Genomic DNA, 21,315 nt, shown 5'->3' on the forward strand with positions numbered 1-21,315 from the left:
ACGCAGAATCGGACCGGCCTCGAATGGCCGGTCCGATTCTGTCGAGAGATAGTCCGGAAGTACCAGATCACCCGGAGAAGTCACCCCATTGAGTGAGGTGACCACAACGCGCCCGATGGGGGTGTGGGGGCATGCCCCCACAAGGAGCGCGGGGAACTGCGCGAGCAACCACGGCCAACCCGCAGCCGCCCGACAACCGCAGTCCCCCACCCGTTGGGCGCACTAGCCCCGCAGCACCGCTCCTGTACGCTCGCCCGCGAGGGCCACCGCCGCGTCCCTGGCAGCCGACGCCTCATCGACGGTCAGCGTCCGGTCACCCGCGCGGAAGCGCAACGCGTACGCCAGCGACTTCTTGCCGTCCCCGAGCTGCTCGTCGTTGACGTACACGTCGAACAGCCGGATGCCCTCAAGGAGTTCACCCGCCCCCTCACGCAGCGCGGCCTCGACCTCCACGGCCGGTACCGGCTTGTCCACGACGAGGGCGACGTCCTGCGTGGCCACAGGGAACGTGGAGATGCTCGGCGCCTGGGGCGTGCCGTCGCCGACCTGCTCCAGGGCGTCCAGGTCCAGCTCCATCGCGCAGCTGCGCGCAGGCAGACCCAGCGCCTTCAGAACCCTCGGGTGCAGCTCACCGGCGTGACCGATGACCCGCTCGGTGCCTTCCACGCCGATCGCCAGCGCGGCGCACCGGCCCGGGTGCCACGGCCCGTACTGCCCGGCCCGCACGATCAGCTCGGCCCCGGCCTCACGGGCGACGACCCGCGCCGCCTCGATCGCGTCGGCCCAGTCGGCCGGACGGCCCTTGCCCCACCAGCCGGCCTGCTCCCGCGCGCCGGCGAGGACGACGGCCACATGCCGCGGCTGCTGCGGCAGCACGGCGTTCAGCGCGGCGATCTCCTCGCCGGTGGGACGGCGGTCGACCGGCAGATGACCGGCGGCGCCCTGCTCCTCGCGCGGCTGGAAGACCAACCCGGTCTCGAACAGCGCCAGGTCGTGCGAGCCCCGCCCGTCGTTGCGCCGCAGCGCGCCGAGCAGCCCCGGCAGCAGCGACGTACGCAGCGCGGGCTCCTCGTCGTTGAGCGGGTTGACCAGCTTGACGACACGGCGGGCGGGGTCGTCGGCGGCCAGGCCGAGCTGGTCGAAGACCTGCTCGCTGACGAAGGGGTAGTTCGGCGCCTCCACGTAACCGGCGCCGGCCAGCGCGCGGCCGACCCGGCGGTGCAGCCGCTGACGGTGGGTCAGGCCACGGCCGGAGGGCAGCTTGGGCAGCGTGGAGGGCAGGTTCTCGTAGCCCTCCAGGCGGATGACCTCTTCGGCCAGGTCGTTCGGTTCGAGGAGGTCGGGCCGCCAGGAGGGCACGGTGACGATCAGCTCGTCCTGCCCGTACACGTCGCAGCCGATCTGCTGGAGTCGGCGTACGACGATCTCGCGGCCGTACTCGACGCCGGCGACCTTGTCGGGGTGGTCGGCCGGGATGGTGATGGTGTGCGGCGCGGAGGGTGTGATGACCTCGGTGACACCCGCCTCGGCGGTACCGCCCGCGAGCAGCACCAGCAGGTCGACGGTCCGCTGGGCCGCCGCGGCTGCCGCCGCCGGGTCGACGCCGCGCTCGAAGCGACGGGACGCCTCGGAGGACAGCTTGTGGCGGCGGGCCGTACGCGCGATCGCGACCTGGTCGAAGTGGGCGGCCTCGATGACGATCTCGGTGGACGCGTTCTCGACGTTGTCGTGATCGGCGATCTCCGTGTTGGCGCCGCCCATGACGCCCGCGAGGCCGATCGGGCCGCGCTCGTCGGTGATGACCAGGTCCTCGGCGTGCAGCTTGCGCTCCACGCCGTCGAGGGTGACGAGCTTCTCGCCCTCCTCGGCCCGGCGCACACCGATGGTGCCCTGGACCAGATTGCGGTCGTAGGCGTGCAGCGGCTGGCCGAGCTCCATCATCACGTAGTTGGTGACGTCGACGGCGAGCGAGATCGGGCGCATGCCGACCTTCTGCAGGCGGCGCTGCAGCCAGATCGGGGAGCGCGCCTCGGGGCTCAGGCCGGTCACCGTGCGGGCGGTGAAGCGGTCGCAGCCCATCGGGTCGGAGACCTGCACCGGGTAGCCGAAGGCGTTCGGGCCGGGCACGTCGAGCAGCGCCGGGTCGCGCAGCGGGAGGCCGTAGCCGATGGCGGTCTCGCGGGCGACGCCGCGGATGGACAGACAGTCGCCGCGGTTGGCGGTGACGGCGATGTCCAGGACCTCGTCGACCAGCTCAAGGAGCTCGATGGCGTCCTTGCCGACCTCGGTCTCGGGCGGCAGCACGATGATGCCGTGCGTACCGTCGTCGCCCATGCCCAGCTCGCTGGTGGAACAGATCATGCCGTGCGAGACCCGGCCGTAGGTCTTGCGCGCGGCGATCGCGAAGCCGCCGGGCAGCACGGCACCCGGGAGTACGACCACGACCTTGTCGCCGACCTGGAAGTTCCGGGCGCCGCAGATGAGTTCCTGGGGCTCGCCGGTGCCGTTGGCCTGGCCGACGTCGACGGTGCAGAAGCGGATCGGCTTCTTGAACTCCGTCAGCTCCTCGATGGTCAGCACCTGGCCGACCACGAGCGGGCCCTTGAGGTCGGCGCCGAGCTGCTCGACCGTCTCGACCTCAAGCCCTGCCGCGACCAGCTTCTCCTGGACGTCGCGGCCGGTTTCCGTCGCCGGCAGGTCGACGTACTCCCGCAGCCAAGAAAGCGGGACCCGCATCAGATCTCCATCCCGAACGGCCGGGTGAACCGGACGTCACCCTCGACCATGTCTCGCATGTCTTCGACGTTGTGGCGGAACATCAGCATCCGCTCGATGCCGAACCCGAAGGCGAAGCCGCTGTACTTCTCCGGGTCCACGCCACAGGCGGTGAGCACCTTGGGGTTGACCATGCCGCAGCCGCCGAGCTCGATCCAGCCCTCGGAGGAGCAGGTACGGCAGGGGCGGTCGGGGTTGCCGACGGACTCGCCACGGCAGACGTAACACACCATGTCCATCTCGGCGGACGGCTCGGTGAACGGGAAGAAGTTCGGCCGCAGCCGGGTCTTCATGCCCTCGCCGAACAGGGACTGGACCATGTGGTCCAGGGTGCCCTTGAGGTCCGCCATGGTCAGGCCCTCGTCCACGGCGAGCAGCTCGACCTGGTGGAAGACCGGGGTGTGCGTGGCGTCCAGCTCGTCGGTGCGGTACACCCGGCCGGGGCAGATCACATAGACCGGCAGCTCACGGTCGAGCAGCGAGCGGATCTGCACGGGCGAGGTGTGGGTGCGCAGCACGACGCCGGACTCGGTGCCGCCGTCCGGGCCCTGGACGAAGAAGGTGTCGGCCTCGCCGCGGGCCGGGTGGTCCGGGCCGATGTTGAGGGCGTCGAAGTTGAACCACTCGGCCTCGACCTGCGGGCCCTCGGCGACCTCGTAGCCCATGGCCACGAAGATGTCCTCGATGCGCTCCGAGAGCGTGGTGAGCGGGTGCCGGGCGCCGGCCGGTACACGGTCGTGCGGCAGCGTGACGTCCACCGCCTCCTCGACCAGCACGCGCTGGTCCCGCTCGGCCTCCAGCTCGGCCTGGCGGGCGGCGAGGCCCTTGTTCACCGCGCCGCGGGCCTGGCCGACGAGCTTGCCTGCGGCTGCCTTGGCGTGCGGGGGCAGGGCGCCGATCTCGCGGTTGGCGAGGGCCAGCGGGGACGTGCCGCCGGTGTGGGCGACCTTGGCCTCCTGGAGCGCGTCGAGGGAATCCGCGGCGGCGAAGGCGGCGAGCGCCTCGTCCCGCATGCGCTCGATCTCTTCCGGTTTCAAGGCCTCGACCTCTACAGGGTCGTACGACTTATTCGGTGCCGACATCTCTTCCCGTGCTTCCGATTGGCTGGCGGATGGTCCCCGTACCGACTCGTGGACAGATCGTCACGGTTTTTGGGACACAAAGGTGCCAAAGGCCGAGTCTAACGGGGTTGAGGAATGCGAATGCGCCCGTGGGGCTCGGTCCGGCTCTCAGGTGAGATACGCCGGTGCCGCCACGGGCAACGTAAATCGGAACTGTGCGCCGCCACCGGGGGCGCGGCCGACCTCGATGGCGCCGCCGTGCGCCTCGACGATGCCCTTGACGATGTAGAGCCCGAGGCCCGTGCCACCGCGCTTGCTGCCCCGCCAGAAGCGGGTGAAGACGCGGTTCATGGACTCCTCCGGGATGCCGGGCCCCTCGTCGCTCACGGTGATCGACGTGCCGATGTCCTCCCCTTCGCGGGGGGACGCCGTGGCCGTGATGTCAATGGTGACTGTTCCGTCGCCGTGCCGCACGGCATTTTCGATGAGGTTGCTGAGCACCTGGTCGATCTTGTCGGGGTCCGCCCACAGGTCGGGCAGCGGCTGCTCGATGCGCAGCAGGAACCGGTCGGCGGGCTGACCCGCGGCGACGTACGCCTGGATGTGCCGCCCCACGGCCGCCCCGATGTCGACGGGCTGGCGCCGCACCTCAAGCCGTCCGCTGTCGATCCGCGAGATGTCGAGCAGCTCGGCGATGAGCCGGGTGACGCGGTCGGCGTCGGCGTCGACGGTCTCCAGCATCAGCCGCTTCTGGTCGTCGGTGAAGCGTTCCCACTTGGCGAGGAGGGTGGCGGTGAAGCCCTTGACGGAGGTGAGCGGAGAGCGCAGCTCATGGGCCACGGTCGCGATCAGCTCGGCGTGACTGCGCTCGGTGCGGCGGCGGGCCTCGGTGTCGCGCAGGGAGACGACGACGCGGCGGACGGGTCCGGTCGGCTCGGCACGGACGTACCGCACCGAGACGAGCACCTCACGCCCGCCGGGAAGGAGGAGGTTGCGCTCGGGCTGCCGACGGCGGATGGCGAGGCCCCCGTACGGATCGGTCAGCTGCCACCAGCGCCGCCCGTCCAGGTCCTCTAACGGCAGGGCCTTCTCCAGGCGCTGCCCGAGGGCGTCGTCGGCGCGGACGGCGGTGATGCGCTCGGCGGCGGCGTTGAAGCAGATGACGTGCCCGTGCTCGTCGGCGACGACGAGGCCGTCGGGCAGATCGTCGGGATCGACCCCGAACTCGGCGGAATCACCGGACCGGGCCCCGGACGGCCGCGGCACCCGACGTGCTCCCGGTGCGCTGCTCGCGCCGACACTCATCCCCGTACCCCACCTCTCACGACGGCTTTGGGGCCCCCGAGCTGGTCACCCTACTAGGCCTTGGTGACGGAGCGGCACCCTCCGGAGGCGCGCTGTGCACGGGCCGACGCATAGAGACATACGGCGGCGGCGGTGGCGAGGTTCAGGCTCTCGGCCTTCCCGTGGATCGGGACGCGCACGACGGCGTCGGCCAGCGCGCGGGTCTCCTCCGGGAGCCCCCATGCCTCGTTGCCGAACACCCAGGCGGTGGGCCCGCCCATGGTCCCCTTGTCGAGCTCGTCGTCGAGATCGTCGGTCCCGGCGCCATCGGCGGCGAGAATCCGCACCCCGGCGTCCTTGAGCCCGGCCACCGCCCGCTCCACGGGCACCCCGACGGCGACGGGAAGGTGGAACAGCGAGCCGACGGAGGCCCGCACGGCCTTGGGGTTGTAGAGATCGACGGAGGCGTCGGTCAGTACGACGGCCTCGGCACCGGCGGCATCGGCGCACCGCAGCACGGTCCCGGCGTTCCCGGGGTCCCGCACATGCGCCAGTACGGCGACGAGCTTGGGCCGGGCGGCGAGGATCTCCTCGAAGGGGGTGTCGACGAACCGGCAGATCCCGACGAGCCCCTGGGGCGTGACGGTGGTGGAGATGTCGGCGATCACCTGCTCGTCGGCAAGATGCACACGGGCACCCGCCGCCCGGGCCTCCCCCACGATGTCGGCGTACCGCTCCGCGGCCTCGACGGTCGTGAACAGCTCCACGAGCGTGGACCCGTACGCCGCCGCCTCCCGCACGGCCTGCGGCCCCTCCGCGAGAAACAGCCGCTCCTTGCCCCGGAAGTTCCGCTTGGCGAGCCGCCGGGCGGCGGAGACGCGGGGGGAACGGGGGGAGATCAGCTCGGGGATGACAGGAGGCATTCGGTTCACCTAACTCTTTCCGCCGCAACGGCGATCAACCACGACGGCGGACCTGGGGGTCCCCCCACGCCCTTAAGGCAGTGGGGGAGGTGCCGCACCCGCCCGCACCACGACATGCAACGGACCCGCAGGCACAAGCCCACGGGTCCGTTCAGTCACGTCGACTCAGGCCGAGTGCAGCGGTCACGCAGCCTTCGGCGCGTTGACGTCGCTCGGCAGCGCCTTCTGGGCGACCTCGACCAGCGCGGCGAACGCGTTGGCGTCGTTCACGGCCAGCTCGGCCAGGATCTTGCGGTCGACCTCGACGTTCGCGGCCTTCAGACCCTGGATGAAGCGGTTGTACGTGATGCCGTTGGCGCGGGCAGCGGCGTTGATGCGCTGGATCCACAGCTGGCGGAAGTCACCCTTGCGCTTCTTGCGGTCGTTGTAGTTGTAGACCAGCGAGTGGGTGACCTGCTCCTTGGCCTTGCGGTACAGGCGCGAACGCTGACCGCGGTAGCCGGAAGCCTGTTCGAGGATCGCCCGGCGCTTCTTGTGGGCGTTCACTGCCCGCTTGACGCGTGCCACTTTTTACTCCTTGTAGCGGGGCCGTGGTTGGACTCACACGGCCCGGAATCGATTGGGTCCCGGTCCAGACGTACGGCGCTCAGGCGGAGCGCCGCGTACGTCACTTGCCGAGAAGCTTCTTGATCTTCGCGGCGTCGCCCGGGGCCATCTCGGCGTTGCCGGTCAGGCGGCGCGTCACGCGGGACGACTTGTGCTCAAGCAGGTGGCGCTTGCCGGCGCGCTCACGGAGCACCTTGCCGGAGCCGGTGATCTTGAAGCGCTTGCTGGCACCGCTGTGCGACTTGTTCTTCGGCATAGCGCCGTTCTCTCCTCGTCAGTGGCGCTCCGGTGCCCGGTCGTGAAACCGGGCACGGTGGAGCGTCGCTCTTGTATCGGTTACGTCCTGGGGACTCGCGTCCCCCGGGATCACGCCTCGGCGGAAGCCTCGGCAGGCGCCTCGGTCTCCACGGCGTTCTCGGCCTCCGCGGCGTTCTGCGACTTGCCGGGGTTGGCCTTCGCGTCTGCCTTGCGGGCTTCCTGCGCCTGGCGGGCCTCGGCCATCGCCTCGGTCTTCTTCTTGTGCGGACCGAGAACCATGATCATGTTTCGGCCGTCCTGCTTCGGGTTCGACTCGACGAAACCGAGGTCCTGGACGTCCTCCGCGAGACGCTGCAGCAGTCGGTAGCCGAGCTCCGGCCGGGACTGCTCGCGACCACGGAACATGATCGTGATCTTGACCTTGTCGCCCTGCTTGAGGAACCGGACGACGTGACCCTTCTTGGTGTCATAGTCGTGCGGGTCGATCTTCGGCCGGAGCTTCATCTCCTTGATGACCGTGTGCGCCTGGTTCTTGCGCGCCTCACGGGCCTTCATGGCCGACTCGTACTTGAACTTCCCGTAGTCCATGAGCTTGCACACGGGCGGACGGGCGTTCGCCGCGACCTCGACCAGGTCCAGGTCGTACTCCTGCGCAAGCTCCAGTGCCTTGGCCAGCGGGACGATGCCCACCTGCTCGCCACTGGGACCGACAAGTCGCACCTCGGGAACGCGAATCCGGTCGTTGATGCGGGGCTCGGCGCTGATGGATCCTCCTCGGTTAGCACCACACGGCGGTCTGGCGGACAGCCGCGTATGTCTCTTTTCCGTAGACCTAACCGCGCCGAAGCACAAAAAATGCCCCGGACGATCACAGGCGGGGCTCCAAAACACTGCCGGAGCACCGTCGCGATGATCGCGGGGCGCAATTTCGGGCGACTCCATCGTCCGTACGGAACGATGGGGGCGCCTGACCGGGGTGACCCGCCGTCCAGAAGGACAGCCAGGTGGGAGATCGGAGCCTCCACTTGTGGGCTGGACACATACGTCTCCAGCCGGTCGTTACACAAGGTTAGCAGCAACCCGGGGGCGGCGCTAACCGGCGGGCACCGGGGCCTATCGTGTGAGGCATGAGTGACACCTCCCCCTCGGACAGCCCCGAGACGTCCGGCCCGACGGACTTCGACGCCATGACCCGCGACATCGCCGAGGTCCCGGCGGTCGAGGTGATCGTGACGGTCGCCGTCAACCTGATGAGCGCCGCCGCCGTGAAGCTCGGCCTGACCGAGGAGGGCGACAAGTACAAGGACCTGGACGAGGCCCGCAAGCTGATCCACGCCCTCGCCGGTCTGCTGGACGGCAGCGCGACCGAGATCAGCTCCTTCCACGCGGCCCCGCTGCGGGACGGCCTCAAGTCGCTGCAGCTGGCCTTCCGCGAGGCGTCGATCGTCCCGGACGAGCCGGGTCAGGGGCCGGGCGAGAAGTACACCGGCCCGATCTACGGCTAGTTCGGCGACTGTTTCATCGTACGTACAGGGGCTCGCCCGGAGGTGTCGTCCCGGCCGGCAGCAGTGCCAGGTCGAGGCCGCGCACCAGGCGGGCCCTCAGTGCGTCGTCGGCGGCGAGCCGCGCGGCGACGGCGCGGGCGGCCTCGGCGGGTGCCGCGGACGCGTCCAGTACGAGGGCGAGGGTGCCGTCGGCCTGTCCGGGGCCGAGGTGGGCGCGGAGCACGGCGGGCTCGGCGGCCACCGCGGCCCGCACCGCCTCCCGCACGGCCGGGTCGGCCAGCGGGTCGGTCGTCGCACGCCCCTCGGCGAGCGCCAGCAGGGCGCGCCGGGTCAGCTCGTAGGGCACCGGACCGGCCATGTCCAGGACGATCGTGTCCGCCTTCTCGTGCGCCGCCGCCTGCAGGGCCTGGTGCAGGGGTACGGCGACGGGGCGGGCCGCCGGGTCCCAGCGGGCGAGGGAGTCGGTGGACGTGAAGGCGGGCAGGGCGGTGCGGTTGCCGGCCTTCAGGGTCGGTACGGCCATGTCGCTGGTCTTCTCGTGACGCAGCCCGTTCTCGTCCTCCTCGACCTCGCCGAGCACGGCCACGACGGGGACGAGCAGCCGGGCGTCCTTGAGGGCCGCCAGGACGGGCCCCTCGGCGGTGCGGTCCTCGGCCCAGGCGGCGAGCGCGGCGCTCAGCCGGGGGTCGGCCGCGCCGTCGTCGTCGGAGAAGGGAGAGTCGGGAATGTTCTTGTTCGCCACGGTCACCGACCCTATCGGGGGGATGCTGCTGCGCTTGTGCGGCCCCGGAAACCCGGCTGTGACGCCCCTCCCCGGAATCCCGGTTTCTCTGACAGACATCTAACGTCCGTCTAACGGCACACACAGACACGGCCCCGACGATCGCGGGCATGGAGTCCTTCAGAGCTCGCCGCGGCCGCCGCGCTCGCCTGTCCCGACACCGCTCCCTGCTGTACGGCGCCCTCGCCACCGTGGTCGTCCTGGGCGGTACGGCCGCCGGGACCGCGTATGTGAAGGCGCGGGCCTACTCCGGTGGGAGGGCCGTATCGTCGGCGGCGTCGTCTTCGGCGGTGGCGAGCGAGGAGGCTTCGGTGGAACCTGTGGTGCGGCCGACGGTGGACGCGGTGGACCACGACGAGCTGCTGGCGAGCGCCGTGAAGGCGATCGACGTCCCGGACGGGGTCGAGCTGTCGGTGGCGGTCCTGGACCTGGAGTCCGGTGAGGGCGCCTCGTACGGCGACGGGGCTTTCGATACGGCGAGCATCGTGAAGGTCGACATCCTGGCGGCGCTGCTGCTCAGGGCGCAGGACGAGGGGCGGGAGCTGACGGCGGCGGAGAAGTCGCAGGCGACCGCGATGATCGAGAGCAGCGACAACGCCTCCGCGTCGCAGCTGTGGCGGACGATCGGGCAGGCGGCGGGGCTCGACGCCGCGAACGAGCGCCTCGGGCTCGCGGAGACCGAGGGCGGCGAGGGGATGCTGTGGGGGCTGACGCAGACCACGGCCGCCGATCAACTCAGGCTGTTGCGGCAGGTGTTCGGGGAGGAGGCGTCCGAACTGAGCGGGGCCTCGCGGACGTATCTGAGCGGGCTGATGGAGCGGATCGCGGTGGGGCAGCAGTGGGGGGTGTCGGCGGCGGCCGACGGCTCGGCGTGGGCGCTGAAGAACGGGTGGCTGCCGCGTACGGCGACCGGGCTGTGGGACATCAACAGCATCGGGCGGGTGACGGCCGACGGCCGTGACTATCTGGTGGCCGCGCTGTCGGACGGCAACGCGACGCAGGCGCGGGGTGTTTCGCTGGTCGAGGCGGCGTCGGTGGCGGCGGTGTCGGTGTTCGTCGGGCAGGACGCGTCCGCGGCGGCGGCGTATCAGTAGCCTGACGCGGTGCCGTCGTCAGACAAGCTGTCCCGTGCCCTGTCCGACCCCGTCGACCCGCCGCTGCGGCCGCTCCCGGCGTCTGTGGCGGACCTTCTTCGTTCCCTGGGCGCGCCGCCGCGTCTGGCCGCCCATCTGCGTGCCGTCCACGATGTGGCCGTTCAGCTGGTCGACTGGGTGGAGCAGCGGTATCCCGATCTGGACGTCGACCGCGAGGCCGTCCTGTTCGGGGCGGCGACGCATGACATCGGCAAGGCGGTGCACGTCGCCGAGTTGTCCGGTCCCGGGTCCTCGCACGAAGAGGCGGGGAGAGAGCTGCTGTTGGCCCACGGCTTCGCACCGGAGCTGGCCCGGTTCGCCGGCACTCACAGCGCCTGGGCGAATCCGGCGGTGACGCTGGAAGACCTGCTGGTGAGTACGGCGGACAAGATCTGGAAGAACAAGCGCGTCCCGGAGCTCGAAGACCTCGTCGTCGCCCGGCTGGTGCGAGCCACGGGGCGGGAGGGATGGGAGGAGCGTCTGGCCGTTGACGAGTTGCTTGAGCGCATCGGCGGCGGAGCCGACCACCGGCTGGCCTTCCAGGGGTCCTTCCCGGCGCCGGGGACGGGTTTCACCGAAGGGGCGGAACACCCCGTGGTCCGGTTCCTGCGCGAGGTCGCCGTGGACGTCGGCATCGATGCCCCTGAGGTGGAGCGCACGGTCACCCCGGGCAATCTTGACCTCTACGGGCTCAGGTGCCCGGACGCCGGACTCGGGGACGCGCTGTGGCGACGGCTGCGGGCGCTTCACCGGGACACCGGGCTCTGGCCGTTCCTGAGTCATTGGTCCCCGACCGAGTGGGAGTGGGAGGAGGGGCGGACTGCGGAGCCGCGGCCGGCCGGCTCCGGAGTGCTGGCGGCGATCGTCGCCTCCCGGGAGGGGGCCGTCCACGAGTCGGAGTTGGGCGCGCTCGCGCCGTATGCGCGGGGCGAGCTCCTCGCGCGGAGATTCACGCACGTGCCCGGCGGGATCTGGGTCTGCCTGATCGAGACGGACCTGCCGTCCACGCTCCCCCAGCTCCTGCACGCGCCTTGCACCCCGGGCTGGGGCTCCGACGGGCCGGTGCCGGAGCTCGGCTACGACCGGCATCAGGCGGTGCTGCGGGAGTGGGAGATCCGCTACGGCGCCGTTCTGTACTACCTGGCGTGCACCGACACGCTGGTGCTGGAGGTCGAGCGGCCGCCGACCGACCGTGCCGAGATCGCGCGGGTGGCGGTCGAGCAGTACGCGTACTGCTTCGATCTGGACCAGGTGGTCGGCGGCCCCGAGGAGGTCGCGGTACGCCAGGTGCCCTCCGGGCACTGGTTCTTCTGGTGGGACTAGAAGTGGTGGCTTCGGCGGCGGCCGCGCAGGACCACGAACGCCGAGATCAGCAGGAGGCCGCCGGCGGTGCCTGCCAGTGCGGCGGTCCAGCTCGACGTGTCGTCGTCGGACCTGGCGGCGTCGGGGCCCGGGCCGAAGTACTCCTCGCCGTAGGCCGCCGGCTTGAGGTCCTTCGACTTGATGGCCGAGGCCTTCTTGATGGCGGCCGCCGGGTCGATGAAGCCGTAGCCGCGTGAGTCGTCGCGGCCGTCGGCGGGGGCGTCGCGGGCGGTGTCTTCGAGGAGCTTCTTGATCTGGGCGGGGGTCAGGCCGGGGTGGGCGGCCTTGATGAGGGCGACGGCTCCGGAGACGAAGGCGGCCGCGGCGCTCGTGCCCCAGCCCTCGTAGTACTTGTGGTCGGGGTCGGCGATGACGACGTCGACGCCGGGGGCGCTGACCGTGGCGTACCAGCGGCGGGTGGAGAACGACGCGCGGGTGCCGTAGCGGTCGACGGCGGTCGCGGCGATGACGCCCGGGTAGGCGGCGGGGTACGAGATGTGGTCGCCCTTCTCGCCGCCGTTGCCCGCGGAGGCGACGACGACGGAGCCCTTGCTCAGGGCGTACTGGACGGCCTCGTCCTCGCCGGCCTCGGGGTGGGCGGACTTGGAGTCGTCGCCGAGGGAGAGGTTGATGACGTCGGCGCCGTGGTCGGCGGCCCAGCGGATGCCCTCGGCGAGGGCGTTGCCGCGGGTGCTGCGGGCCTTGGCACGGGAGGGGTCGCCGTCCTCCAGGATGACGCGGACGGGGAGGATCTTGGCCTCGGGGGCGATGCCCATGACGCCGTCCCCGTTGCCCGCGCCGTGTCCGTGGCCCGCGATGATGCCGGCCATCGCGGTGCCGTGCCGGGCCCAGGGGCGGTCGCCGCGCTGAGCGCCGAAGCCGACCATGTCCTTGCCTTCGAGGACGTTGCCGGCGATGTCGGGGTGGTCGGACTCGACGCCGGTGTCGAGGACGGCGACGGTGACGCCCGCGCCCTTGGTCGTCTGCCAGGCCTCCTGGGTGCGCATGGCATCCAGGGCCCACTGCCGGGCACGTATCGAGTCGGCGTGTGCGGCGGTGGGCGGGAGGAGGGCGAGGCAGGCGCCGAGGAGGACGGCGAGAGGGCCCGTCCGGCGGGCCAGGAAGGTCCGGCGGTTCGTGCGGGCCGGACGGTTCGTGCGGGCCGGACGGTTCGTGCGGGCCGGACGGTTCGTGCGGGCCGGGCGGTTCGTGGGGGCCGGGCGGTTCGTGGGGGTCCCCGTGGTGTTCGTGCGGGTTCCCGTGGTGTCCCTCCGGGGCGTGGTCGCCTCGTTGCTCATGTCGGTGATCATGACGACTGCTCCGTGGGCGGGCCGACGTTCTTGCGCAGGGCGCGTTCGACCCGGTCGGCGAGGCCCTGTGCCTCGTGGCCGAGGCCGGCCTGGGCGACGTCCGAGGTGGTGCCGGAGCGCATGGCCTCCTCGGCGGGCTCGGGCTCGTCGACGGTGCGGTCGTCGGCCCAGCCGGAGACGGCGTAGACGACGACGGGGGCGTCGGTCAGGACGGAGACGGTCCAGGAGGCGCGCTGTTCGTCGCCGAAGCCGGCGGCGAGGGTGCCCTTGGCGGCGTAGGGGCGGGGCATCAGGTCGGTGCGGCGGTCCAGGCCCTCTTTGGCGAACCGGCTGTCGAGCGAGCGCATGGCGGCCGCGTCGCCCGTGGTGAAGAGCAGGCCGACGGTGGTGACGTAGCTCTGGGTGGCGTCGATGTAGGTGGCCCGCAGGAGGCGCTCGCAGCCGACGGGGTCGAGGGCCTTGCGCAGGAGCGGGTCGAAGGCCTGCGCACAGCCGCTGTCCGGGGCGACGGCGACCCGCGTCCAGGTGCGGTCGGCGCCACCGGGGCCGGCGCCCTTCCCGATCACCGTGCGCGGGAACAGCTGGTCCACAGGGACGCTGTGCCACAGGGTCCCGGCCGCGGCGAAGGTGTCCTGCGCATCGCCGTCGCCCGGTTCCCCGATCAGCCAACTGCCGGTCAGGGCCCCGCCGATGAGGCCGAGTCCGAGTACGACGCAGGCGGCGGCCATCGCGATCCGGGGCCGGATCCGCACCCCGAGGGGACGCGGTCGCGCCTGCCCGTCGTACCCCTCGGGCTCCCCGAACGACACGACGGGCCGCCCGGCACCCGGCGTCATGGGTGCGCTCCAGGAGAGGTTGGGGTCGGGCGAGAAGGAGGCGGTGCCGTGGCCGTTCGTGGGGTGACCCGTGGCGGGGGCGGGCGCGGTGGAGGGCGGCCCGGCGGGGGCCGACCCTGCTGTGGCAGGCGTGGCGGGAGCGGGCCCGGCGGGGGCCGACCCAGCTGTGGCGGGCGTGGCAGGAGCGGGCCCGTCGGGGGTGGAGCCCGCGTATCCGCCGCCCGTCGGGGCGTGCCCGGTCGACGGCTCGCGCGCGGGAGGCACCGGGGCCGATGCGCCGGGCCGCGCGGGCGGGGGGACGGAACCGGAGCGGTGACCGGACTCGGCGGGGCCGGAGCCCGGACGACCGGTCGACGTCGGGGGCCTGCCGGTGGAACCCGGCGCGGGCCCGCTGCCCGGCCTGCGCGGCGTGCCGGTGGAACCCTGCGTGGGCCCGCTGCCCGGCCGGTGGGACGCGTCCGTGGAACCCTGCCCGAGCCCGCTGCCCGGCCGGCGCGGCGCGTCCGTGGAACCCTGCGCAGCTCGCGTGCCCTGCTGCGGAGGTCGGTGCGCCGAACCCCGGGTGGAGGACGGGCGGTTGTCGGACTCGGGGGACGGCTCGGCGGGGATCGGCCGGAGCCGGAAGGTGGTCTCCGCGGCGGTCTCGGCGGGGGCGCCGCTACGGCGCGACGTCGGGGGCCGCTCGGCCGGACGGGACGGTATGCCGCCGGGGCCGGTCTGCCCGGCGCCCTCCTGATGCAACGATCCGCCACTCTCCGCATGCCCGGCCGCAGGCGGCGCGTCCGGGAAGCGTGCCGAGGCCCTGGGCGGAGGCGGGAAGGTGGGGGCGGCGTCTGCGGGGGCCGGGGTGTGCAGGTTGGAGGTGCGGGGCGACGTGGGCGACGCGCCGGAGGCACCGGGCGCAGACACCGGCGGCACTGCGCCCGACCCACGAGGCGTAGGCATCGGTGACCCCGCACCCGACCCACGAGGCGTGGACATCGGTGACCCCGTACCCGACCCACGAGGCGCAGACACCGGCGGCACTGCGCCCGACCCACGAGGCGTAGGCATCGGTGACCCCGCACCAGACCCACGAGGCGTGGACAGTGGCGGCATCGGGCCGGGGCCCCGCCGTGGGGACCCGTCCGGTGCCGAGCCCGGTCCACCGACGACGCCGCCAGGCACCGAGCCCTCCGTTCGTGAACCCTCGTCGGCGCCCCATGCGGGCTGTGTGCCCGGGGCATCCGTGCGGTCATCCTGCGCGGCGCCGGCCGTCGGCGGCTCCGCGGGTCTCGGCGGGGTCGACGGGCGGGGCGGGGCGGTGGGCGGCGGGGGCGTCGAGGGACGCGGGGGAACGGGGGCGCGCCGCGCTTCCGTGCTCATGCACCCCCCGTTTCCTCATGTCCGGGCCCGCTCCCGTACGCGGGCCGTCGTTCCGTGTGCCGCTGCCCTGCCCGGCACGGACTCGTCCGACCAGGCACGCATACCCGCACGGGCGGAGCGTCATCCCGGCGCGGTCGACCGGCAGTGGGCGTTCCACACATGCGTGCGCGTCACTCTACGGGTTGATGCAGGGCGAACGGGAACCAGTCCGCGACCGCGTGTGCATCTGCCCGGAACGTCCCCCTACCCTGCGGTAATCCCGTCTGGCAGGCTGCGTTCATGACTGCGCGCGCCGCCGACCGGGCCCGTTACGACCGGGCCACCGCCCATCTCGACGCCCCTCTCGCGATCGTGGACCTGGACGCCTTCGACGCCAACGCGGACGACCTGCTCCGCCGCGCCGGCGGCAAGCCGATCCGGGTCGCCAGCAAGTCCGTACGCTGCCGGGCCCTGCTGGAGCGGGTCCTCGCGAAGGACGGCTTCGCGGGGATCATGTCCTTCACGCTGGCCGAATCCCTGTGGCTGGCGCGCTCCGGGTTCGACGACATCCTGCTCGCCTACCCGTCCGCCGACCGCGCCGGGTTCGCCGAGCTGACCAGCGACCCCAAGCTGGCCTCCGCCGTCACCGTGATGATCGACGATCCGGCGCAGCTCCGGTTCATCGACGACGCCCGGGACGGGGGCCGCGAAGTGGTGCGGGTCTGCCTGGAGTTGGACACCTCGCTGAAGCTGCTCGGCGGGCGGGTGCGGGTCGGCGCCCGGCGTTCGCCGCTGCACTCCCCCGCCCAGGTGGCCGACATGGCCCGTACGGTCGTCCGGCGGCCGGGGTTCGAGGTCGTCGGGATCATGGCGTACGAGGGGCACATCGCCGGGGTCGGGGACTCGATCGCGGGGCGGCCGCTGCGGTCGCGTGCCGTACGGCTGATGCAGGCCGCCGGGCGTCGGGAGCTCGCCGAGCGGCGGGCCGAGGTGGTGCGGGCCGTACGGGCCGTTGTGCCGGGGCTGGAGTTCGTCAACGGCGGCGGGACGGGCAGTGTGCAGCACACGGCCGCCGAGGACGCCGTGACCGAGATCGGGGCCGGGTCGGGACTGTACGTGCCGCGGCTGTTCGACAACTACACGTCCTTCAGCGGGCGTCCGGCCGCGCTGTTCGCCCAGCCCGTCGTGCGCCGGCCGGGGGTCGGGGTGGTGACCGTCCTCGGTGGCGGGTACCCGGCCTCGGGTGCGGCCGGGCCCGACCGGCTGCCGGTGCCGTATCTGCCGGAGGGGCTGCGGTACGACCCCCAGGAGGGACCCGGCGAGGTGCAGACGCCGCTGCTCGGCTCCCCCGCCGACGATCTGCTGATCGGCGACAAGGTGTGGTTCCGGCACGCCAAGGCCGGTGAGCTGTGCGAGCGGTTCGAGTCGCTGCACCTCGTGGAGGGGGACTCGGTGACGGGGACGGTGCCGACGTATCGGGGAGAGGGCCACACGTTCCTCTAGCGCGCGGCCCTCTCCCAGGGGCCGGATACCTTGGTTGAACCTTCCCCCAAGAGGGCATCGTTCTCGGCCATGCACTGCGGCCTGACCCAGCTGTCGAGCAACGGCAGAGAGATGCCGCTGAGTTGGTCCAGGCCCACCGTGTTCACCCCCGCCACCGCAGGGCGGCCTACAGCGGTGTGACGTAGGCCCCCGAGATTCCGCCGTCGACCAGGAAGTCGGTGGCGTTCACGAACGAGGAGTCGTCGCTGGCCAGGAAGGCGACGGCGGCGGCGATCTCCTCGGCCTCGGCGAAACGGCCGACCGGGATGTGCACGAGTCGGCGGGCGGCGCGCTCCGGGTCCTTGGCGAACAGTTCCTGGAGGAGGGGGGTGTTGACCGGTCCCGGGCACAGGGCGTTGACCCGGATGCCGTCGCGGGCGAACTGCACGCCGAGCTCGCGGGACATGGCGAGGACGCCGCCCTTGGAGGCCGTGTACGAGATCTGGGACGTGGCGGCGCCCATCCTCGCCACGAACGACGCGGTGTTGATGATGGAGCCCTTCCCCTGTTGCCGCATGTAGGGGATGGCTGCCTTGCAGCACAGGTAGACGGAGGTGAGGTTGACCTCCTGGACGCGCTTCCAGGCCTCCAGGCCGGTCTCCAGGATGGAGTCGTCGTCGGGCGGTGAGATGCCGGCGTTGTTGAAGGCGATGTCGACGCTGCCGTAGGTGTCGTACGCCGTCCTGAACAGCGCCTCGACCTGCTCCGGGTCGGTGACGTCGACCTTGACGAAGATCCCGCCGACCTCCTCGGCCGCCGCCTTGCCGCGCTGTTCGTCCACGTCTCCGCAGACGATGTGCGCGCCCTCGGAGGCGAGCCGGCGGGCGGTGGCGAGGCCGATGCCACTGCCGGCGCCGGTGATGACGGCGGTACGGCCGACGAGGCGACGGCACACATTTGCTTCGGTCACTGTGCGGGGCCCTCCGTGCTGATGAAGACGTTCTTGGTTTCGGTGAAGGCGGTCAGGGCGTCCGGGCCCAGCTCACGGCCGATGCCGGACTGCTTGAAGCCGCCGAACGGGGTCCAGTAGCGGACGCTGGAGTGGGAGTTGACGGACAGGTTGCCCGCGCGGACGGTCTGCGAGACGCGCAGGGCGCGGCCGACATCACGGGTCCAGATGGAGCCGGAGAGGCCGTAGTCGGTGGCGTTGGCCAGCCGGATCGCCTCTGCCTCGTCCTCGAAGGGGAGGACCACGGCGACGGGACCGAAGACCTCCTCGACGGCCACGCGCGCGTGCGGGTCGACGCCCGTGAGGACGGTCGGCGGGAACCAGAAGCCGGGGCCCTCGGGGGCCTTGCCACGGATGCCGTCGGCGCCCCGGTCGACGTACGAACGCACGCGCTCCAGCTGGACCTTGGAGATCAGCGGGCCCATGTCGGTCTTCTCGTCGGCCGGGTCGCCGACCGTCACCGCCTCGATCGCTGGGCCGAGCAGCTCCAGGAACCGGTCGTAGGCGGAGCGCTGGACGAGGATGCGGGTGCGGGCGCAGCAGTCCTGGCCGGAGTTGTCGAGGAAGGACATGGGAGCGGCTGCGGCAGCGGCTTCGAGGTCCGCGTCGGCGAAGACGATGTTGGGGCTCTTGCCGCCGAGTTCGAGGGTGACCCGCTTGAGGAGCGCCGAGCCCTTCGCCAACACCTGTTTGCCCACGGCCGTCGACCCGGTGAAGACGATCTTCGCGACGCCCGGGTGCTCGACGAGCGCGTTGCCCGCGACGGGACCATGGCCGGGCAGGACCTGGAACAGGCCTTCCGGGAGGCCCGCCTCCAGCGCCAGCTCCGCCAGCCGCAGAGCCGTCAGCGGGGTCGTCTCGGCGGGCTTGAGGAGGACCGCGTTGCCGGCCGCGAGCGCGGGGGCCGTGCCCCAGGCCGCGATCGGCATCGGGAAGTTCCAGGGGGCGATCACGCCCACGACGCCGAGCGGTTCGAGGATCGTCACGTTCAGGCCGCCGGGGACCGGGATCTGGTGTCCGAGCAGCCGCTCCACTCCCCCGGCCGCGTAGTCGAGCAGATCGCGGACGTTGCCCGCCTCCCAGCGGGCGTTGCCGACGGTGTGCCCCGCCTCGCGGACCTCCAGCCGGGCGAGTTCTTCGAGGTGTTCGTCGACGGCGACGGCGAACCGGCGCAGCAGCCGGGCGCGTTCGCCGGGGGCGAGGGCGGCCCACGCGGTCTGCGCCAACGCGCCGCGTGCGACGGCGGCGTCCACGTCGGCCGCGGTGGCGGCCGGGACGGTGGCGACGACCTCCTCGGTGGCGGGGTTCAGTACTTCCAGTACGTGCTCGGAAGACTCGGAAGACAAGAAGGGCCTCACATGCGTTCGAAGGAGCGGCGCAGCTCCCAGTCGGTCACCGCGGCGTCGAAGGCTTCCAGCTCGACGCGCGCCATGTTGCGGTAGTGGGCGACGACCTCGTCGCCGAAGGCGGCCTTGGCGATCGGGCTGTTCTCCCAGAGCTCGGCGGCCTCGCGCAGGGTCGTGGGGACGTGCTCGAAATCGGCGGCGTAGGCGTTGCCGGGACAGGGCTCGGGCAGCTCCAGTTTCTGCTCGATGCCGTACAGACCGGCGGCCACCAGCCCCGCCACCGCGAGGTGCGGGTTGACGTCGCCGCCGGGGAGCCGGTTCTCGAAGCGCATCGAGCGGCCGTGGCCGACGACGCGCAGGGCGCAGGTGCGGTTGTCGTAGCCCCAGGCGACGGCGGTCGGGGCGAAGGAGCCCGGCTGGAACCGCTTGTAGGAGTTGATGTTGGGGGCGTAGAGGAGGGAGAAGTCCCGCAGGGCGGCCAGCTGCCCAGCGAGGAAATGGCGCATGACCTCCGACATGCCGCCTTCCCCGTCCCCGGCCATGGCGTTGTTGCCGGCGGCGTCCGCGAGCGAGAGGTGGATGTGGCAGGAGTTGCCCTCACGCTCGTTGTACTTGGCCATGAAGGTGATCGAGACGCCCTCCTGGGCGGCGATCTCCTTGGTGCCGGTCTTGTAGATGGCGTGCTGGTCGCAGGTGACCAGGGCGTCGTCGTACTTGAAGGCGATCTCGTGCTGCCCGGGGTTGCACTCGCCCTTGGCGGACTCGACGGTGAGGCCGGCGCCCGCCATCTCGTTGCGGATGCGGCGCAGCAGCGGCTCGATGCGCCCGGTGCCGAGCACCGAGTAGTCGATGTTGTACTGGTTGGCCGGGGTCAGTCCGCGGTAGTTCGCGTCCCAGGCCTGCTCGTAGGTGTCCTTGAAGACGATGAATTCGAGCTCCGTGCCGACCTTGGCCGTGTACCCGAGCTCGGCGAGGCGCTCCAGCTGGCGGCGCAGGATCTGGCGCGGCGCGGCGACCACGGGTGAGCCGTCGTTCCAAGCGAGGTCGGCGACGAGCATGGCGGTGCCGGGGTTCCAGGGCACGCGGCGCAGCGTGGCCAGGTCGGGGTGCATGGCGAAGTCGCCGTAGCCGCGGTCCCAGGAGGACATGGCGTAGCCGTCGACGGTGTTCATCTCGGTGTCCACCGCGAGGAGGTAGTTGCAGCCCTCGGTGCCGTGGTGGAGCACCTCGTCGAGGAAGAAGCGGGCGGCGAACCGCTTGCCCTGGAGCCGCCCTTGCATATCGGGGAAGGCCAGGACGACAGTGTCGATCTCACCGCTCGCGACGAGGGCATGCAGCTCCTCGACGCTCAGCGGGGGTGTGCGGTCTGCCACGGGAGAGCCTCCATTCGGCTACTTCGGTCAGCCGGGAGCCATAAGGTATTGCGCAGGACCATTGATTGGGAAGGGGGTCGGGCCACATGTCGCAGACGGACACGGAGCACGGGGCGCCCGGGGCCGACGACCGGCTGACGTCGGTACTGCGGCCGGTGCGGGCCGGCAACGGTTTCGAGGAGGCCCTGGAGCAGATCCTCCAGGTCGTCCGGCTCGGCCTGGTGCCGGGCGGCGAGCGACTGCCCGCGGAGCGCGAGCTGGCCGACCGGCTGGGGATCAGCCGGGTGACGCTGCGCGAGGTGCTGAAGGTGCTCCAGGACCAGGGCCTGGTGGAGTCGCGGCGCGGGCGCTACGGCGGAACGTTCGTCCTGCCGCGCCCGCAGACCCCGGGCGAGGACGAGCTGCGCCGCCGCCTGAAGGACGTCGACGTCGAGGACACGCTGCGCTTCCGCGAGGTGCTGGAGGTGGGGGCGGCCGGCCTGTGCGCGGCGCACGGGCTGGACGAGGCGCAGGCGGAGCGGCTGCGCGAGGCGCTGGTCCGCACGCATGACGCGCCGCTCGCCGAGTACCGCCGGCTGGACACGCTGCTGCACCTGACCCTCGCCGAGCTGTCCGGCTCGCCCACGCTCACCGCCCAGTACGCGGCCGTCCGCGCGAGCGTGAACGACCTGCTCGACTGCATCCCGCTGCTGGTGCGCAACCTGGAGCACTCCCAGCGCCAGCACGCCGCCCTGGTGGAGGCGGTGATCGAGGGCAACGCCGAGTGCGCGCGGGAGATCATGCGCGAGCACTGCGGGGGCACGGCGGCGCTGCTGCGGGGCTTCCTCGGCTGAGCCGGATTTACCGGCGTTTAACGCAAGGGTATTGCCTTCGAGCGGCCCACCCGGCAAAGGTATGGATCCATTCCATTGAGCCGGAGCTCGGTCG

Annotated in this window: 17 protein-coding genes and 2 pseudogenes; 6 read left to right on the plus strand and 13 right to left on the minus strand. The window is 71.9% G+C overall.

Annotation, left to right across the window (positions count from 1 at the left end):
• Positions 1-222: 222 nt before the first annotated feature.
• The 7 genes and pseudogenes from pheT to infC all read right to left on the minus strand — a co-directional run bounded on the left by pheT (position 223) and on the right by infC (position 7,697).
• Entirely contained in the window at positions 223-2,736 is a 2,514-nt protein-coding gene (pheT, locus tag POF73_RS12545; RefSeq protein WP_272114739.1) for a phenylalanine--tRNA ligase subunit beta, read from the minus strand.
• The gene (gene pheS, locus POF73_RS12550; RefSeq protein ID WP_272114740.1) at positions 2,736-3,857 is read right to left on the minus strand and encodes a phenylalanine--tRNA ligase subunit alpha; all 1,122 of its coding nucleotides are present in this window, start codon (positions 3,855-3,857) and stop codon (positions 2,736-2,738) included. The genes pheT and pheS overlap by 1 nt, the downstream gene beginning before the upstream one ends.
• 147 nt (positions 3,858-4,004) lie before the next feature.
• Positions 4,005-5,141, minus strand: coding sequence for a sensor histidine kinase (locus POF73_RS12555; RefSeq protein WP_272114742.1), 1,137 nt, complete (start codon positions 5,139-5,141; stop codon positions 4,005-4,007).
• Between the two features lie 53 nt (positions 5,142-5,194).
• Positions 5,195-6,043 (minus strand): TrmH family RNA methyltransferase, encoded by an 849-nt coding sequence (locus POF73_RS12560; protein WP_272114743.1) that lies wholly within the window; start codon positions 6,041-6,043, stop codon positions 5,195-5,197.
• A gap of 183 nt (positions 6,044-6,226) precedes the next feature.
• Positions 6,227-6,610, minus strand: a complete 384-nt coding sequence (gene rplT, locus POF73_RS12565; RefSeq protein ID WP_006141703.1) for a 50S ribosomal protein L20 — start codon at positions 6,608-6,610, stop codon at positions 6,227-6,229.
• A 100-nt stretch (positions 6,611-6,710) separates the two neighbouring features.
• Complete coding sequence (gene rpmI / locus POF73_RS12570) at positions 6,711-6,905, minus strand: 50S ribosomal protein L35 (RefSeq protein ID WP_003977225.1); 195 nt, start codon at positions 6,903-6,905, stop codon at positions 6,711-6,713.
• A 110-nt stretch (positions 6,906-7,015) separates the two neighbouring features.
• Positions 7,016-7,697: pseudogene (gene infC, locus POF73_RS12575) on the minus strand (translation initiation factor IF-3).
• Positions 7,698-8,034: 337 nt separating this feature from the next.
• Here infC and POF73_RS12580 point away from each other — a divergent pair.
• Positions 8,035-8,412, plus strand: a complete 378-nt coding sequence (locus POF73_RS12580; protein WP_272114745.1) for a DUF1844 domain-containing protein — start codon at positions 8,035-8,037, stop codon at positions 8,410-8,412.
• Positions 8,413-8,425: 13 nt separating this feature from the next.
• Here POF73_RS12580 and POF73_RS12585 read toward each other — a convergent pair whose 3' ends face one another.
• Positions 8,426-9,154, minus strand: coding sequence for an SseB family protein (locus tag POF73_RS12585; RefSeq protein WP_272114746.1), 729 nt, complete (start codon positions 9,152-9,154; stop codon positions 8,426-8,428).
• A gap of 149 nt (positions 9,155-9,303) precedes the next feature.
• On the opposite strand from POF73_RS12585, the gene POF73_RS12590 reads away from it, so the two are divergent.
• The 3 genes and pseudogenes from POF73_RS12590 to POF73_RS12600 all read left to right on the plus strand — a co-directional run bounded on the left by POF73_RS12590 (position 9,304) and on the right by POF73_RS12600 (position 11,649).
• The gene (locus POF73_RS12590; RefSeq protein WP_272114747.1) at positions 9,304-10,287 is read left to right on the plus strand and encodes a serine hydrolase; all 984 of its coding nucleotides are present in this window, start codon (positions 9,304-9,306) and stop codon (positions 10,285-10,287) included.
• Between the two features lie 9 nt (positions 10,288-10,296).
• A pseudogene (locus POF73_RS12595) lies at positions 10,297-10,881 on the plus strand (HD domain-containing protein); the annotation flags it as partial.
• Between the two features lie 507 nt (positions 10,882-11,388).
• On the plus strand, positions 11,389-11,649 hold the full coding sequence (locus POF73_RS12600; protein WP_272114837.1) for a DUF4253 domain-containing protein: 261 nt from the start codon (positions 11,389-11,391) through the stop codon (positions 11,647-11,649).
• On the opposite strand, the gene mycP is transcribed toward POF73_RS12600, so the two are convergent.
• Both mycP and POF73_RS12610 read right to left on the minus strand, forming a co-directional pair.
• The gene (mycP, locus tag POF73_RS12605; protein WP_272114748.1) at positions 11,646-12,998 is read right to left on the minus strand and encodes a type VII secretion-associated serine protease mycosin; all 1,353 of its coding nucleotides are present in this window, start codon (positions 12,996-12,998) and stop codon (positions 11,646-11,648) included. The two genes, POF73_RS12600 and mycP, sit on opposite strands and share 4 nt — an antisense overlap.
• A complete protein-coding gene (locus tag POF73_RS12610) occupies positions 12,995-14,743 on the minus strand; it encodes a hypothetical protein (protein WP_272114749.1) in 1,749 nt (582 codons plus the stop codon). The genes mycP and POF73_RS12610 overlap by 4 nt, the downstream gene beginning before the upstream one ends.
• Positions 14,744-15,478: 735 nt before the next feature.
• Here POF73_RS12610 and POF73_RS12615 point away from each other — a divergent pair.
• The gene (locus POF73_RS12615) at positions 15,479-16,681 is read left to right on the plus strand and encodes an amino acid deaminase/aldolase (protein WP_272114750.1); all 1,203 of its coding nucleotides are present in this window, start codon (positions 15,479-15,481) and stop codon (positions 16,679-16,681) included.
• 166 nt (positions 16,682-16,847) lie between these two features.
• On the opposite strand, the gene POF73_RS12620 is transcribed toward POF73_RS12615, so the two are convergent.
• Genes POF73_RS12620 through POF73_RS12630 form a run of 3 tightly spaced genes read right to left on the minus strand, consistent with a single transcriptional unit; the run spans position 16,848 to position 20,388 of the window.
• Positions 16,848-17,630: a 3-oxoacyl-ACP reductase gene (locus POF73_RS12620; RefSeq protein ID WP_272114751.1), complete on the minus strand. Its 783-nt coding sequence runs from the start codon at positions 17,628-17,630 to the stop codon at positions 16,848-16,850.
• The gene (locus POF73_RS12625) at positions 17,627-19,015 is read right to left on the minus strand and encodes an aldehyde dehydrogenase family protein (RefSeq protein ID WP_272114752.1); all 1,389 of its coding nucleotides are present in this window, start codon (positions 19,013-19,015) and stop codon (positions 17,627-17,629) included. Before POF73_RS12625 ends, POF73_RS12620 begins: the two co-directional genes overlap by 4 nt.
• A gap of 8 nt (positions 19,016-19,023) precedes the next feature.
• Positions 19,024-20,388: a glutamine synthetase family protein gene (locus POF73_RS12630; protein ID WP_272114753.1), complete on the minus strand. Its 1,365-nt coding sequence runs from the start codon at positions 20,386-20,388 to the stop codon at positions 19,024-19,026.
• A gap of 86 nt (positions 20,389-20,474) precedes the next feature.
• Here POF73_RS12630 and POF73_RS12635 point away from each other — a divergent pair, with 86 nt between their 5' ends.
• The gene (locus tag POF73_RS12635; RefSeq protein ID WP_272114754.1) at positions 20,475-21,221 is read left to right on the plus strand and encodes a FadR/GntR family transcriptional regulator; all 747 of its coding nucleotides are present in this window, start codon (positions 20,475-20,477) and stop codon (positions 21,219-21,221) included.
• Positions 21,222-21,315 lie beyond the last annotated feature (94 nt).

The sequence above is a fragment of the Streptomyces sp. HD genome, assembly GCF_028369295.1.
Taxonomy (GTDB): domain Bacteria; phylum Actinomycetota; class Actinomycetes; order Streptomycetales; family Streptomycetaceae; genus Streptomyces.

What these genes read in the sequence shown, in the direction of transcription:
- pheT (WP_272114739.1), bottom strand. Translation starts at nt 2,736, where the DNA reads ATGCGGGTCCCGCTTTCTTGGCTGCGGGAGTACGTCGACCTGCCGGCG.
- pheS (WP_272114740.1), bottom strand. Translation starts at nt 3,857, where the DNA reads ATGTCGGCACCGAATAAGTCGTACGACCCTGTAGAGGTCGAGGCCTTG.
- POF73_RS12555 (WP_272114742.1), bottom strand. Translation starts at nt 5,141, where the DNA reads ATGAGTGTCGGCGCGAGCAGCGCACCGGGAGCACGTCGGGTGCCGCGG.
- POF73_RS12560 (WP_272114743.1), bottom strand. Translation starts at nt 6,043, where the DNA reads ATGCCTCCTGTCATCCCCGAGCTGATCTCCCCCCGTTCCCCCCGCGTC.
- rpmI (WP_003977225.1), bottom strand. Translation starts at nt 6,905, where the DNA reads ATGCCGAAGAACAAGTCGCACAGCGGTGCCAGCAAGCGCTTCAAGATC.
- POF73_RS12580 (WP_272114745.1), top strand. Translation starts at nt 8,035, where the DNA reads ATGAGTGACACCTCCCCCTCGGACAGCCCCGAGACGTCCGGCCCGACG.
- POF73_RS12590 (WP_272114747.1), top strand. Translation starts at nt 9,304, where the DNA reads ATGGAGTCCTTCAGAGCTCGCCGCGGCCGCCGCGCTCGCCTGTCCCGA.
- mycP (WP_272114748.1), bottom strand. Translation starts at nt 12,998, where the DNA reads ATGATCACCGACATGAGCAACGAGGCGACCACGCCCCGGAGGGACACC.
- POF73_RS12615 (WP_272114750.1), top strand. Translation starts at nt 15,479, where the DNA reads ATGACTGCGCGCGCCGCCGACCGGGCCCGTTACGACCGGGCCACCGCC.
- POF73_RS12635 (WP_272114754.1), top strand. Translation starts at nt 20,475, where the DNA reads ATGTCGCAGACGGACACGGAGCACGGGGCGCCCGGGGCCGACGACCGG.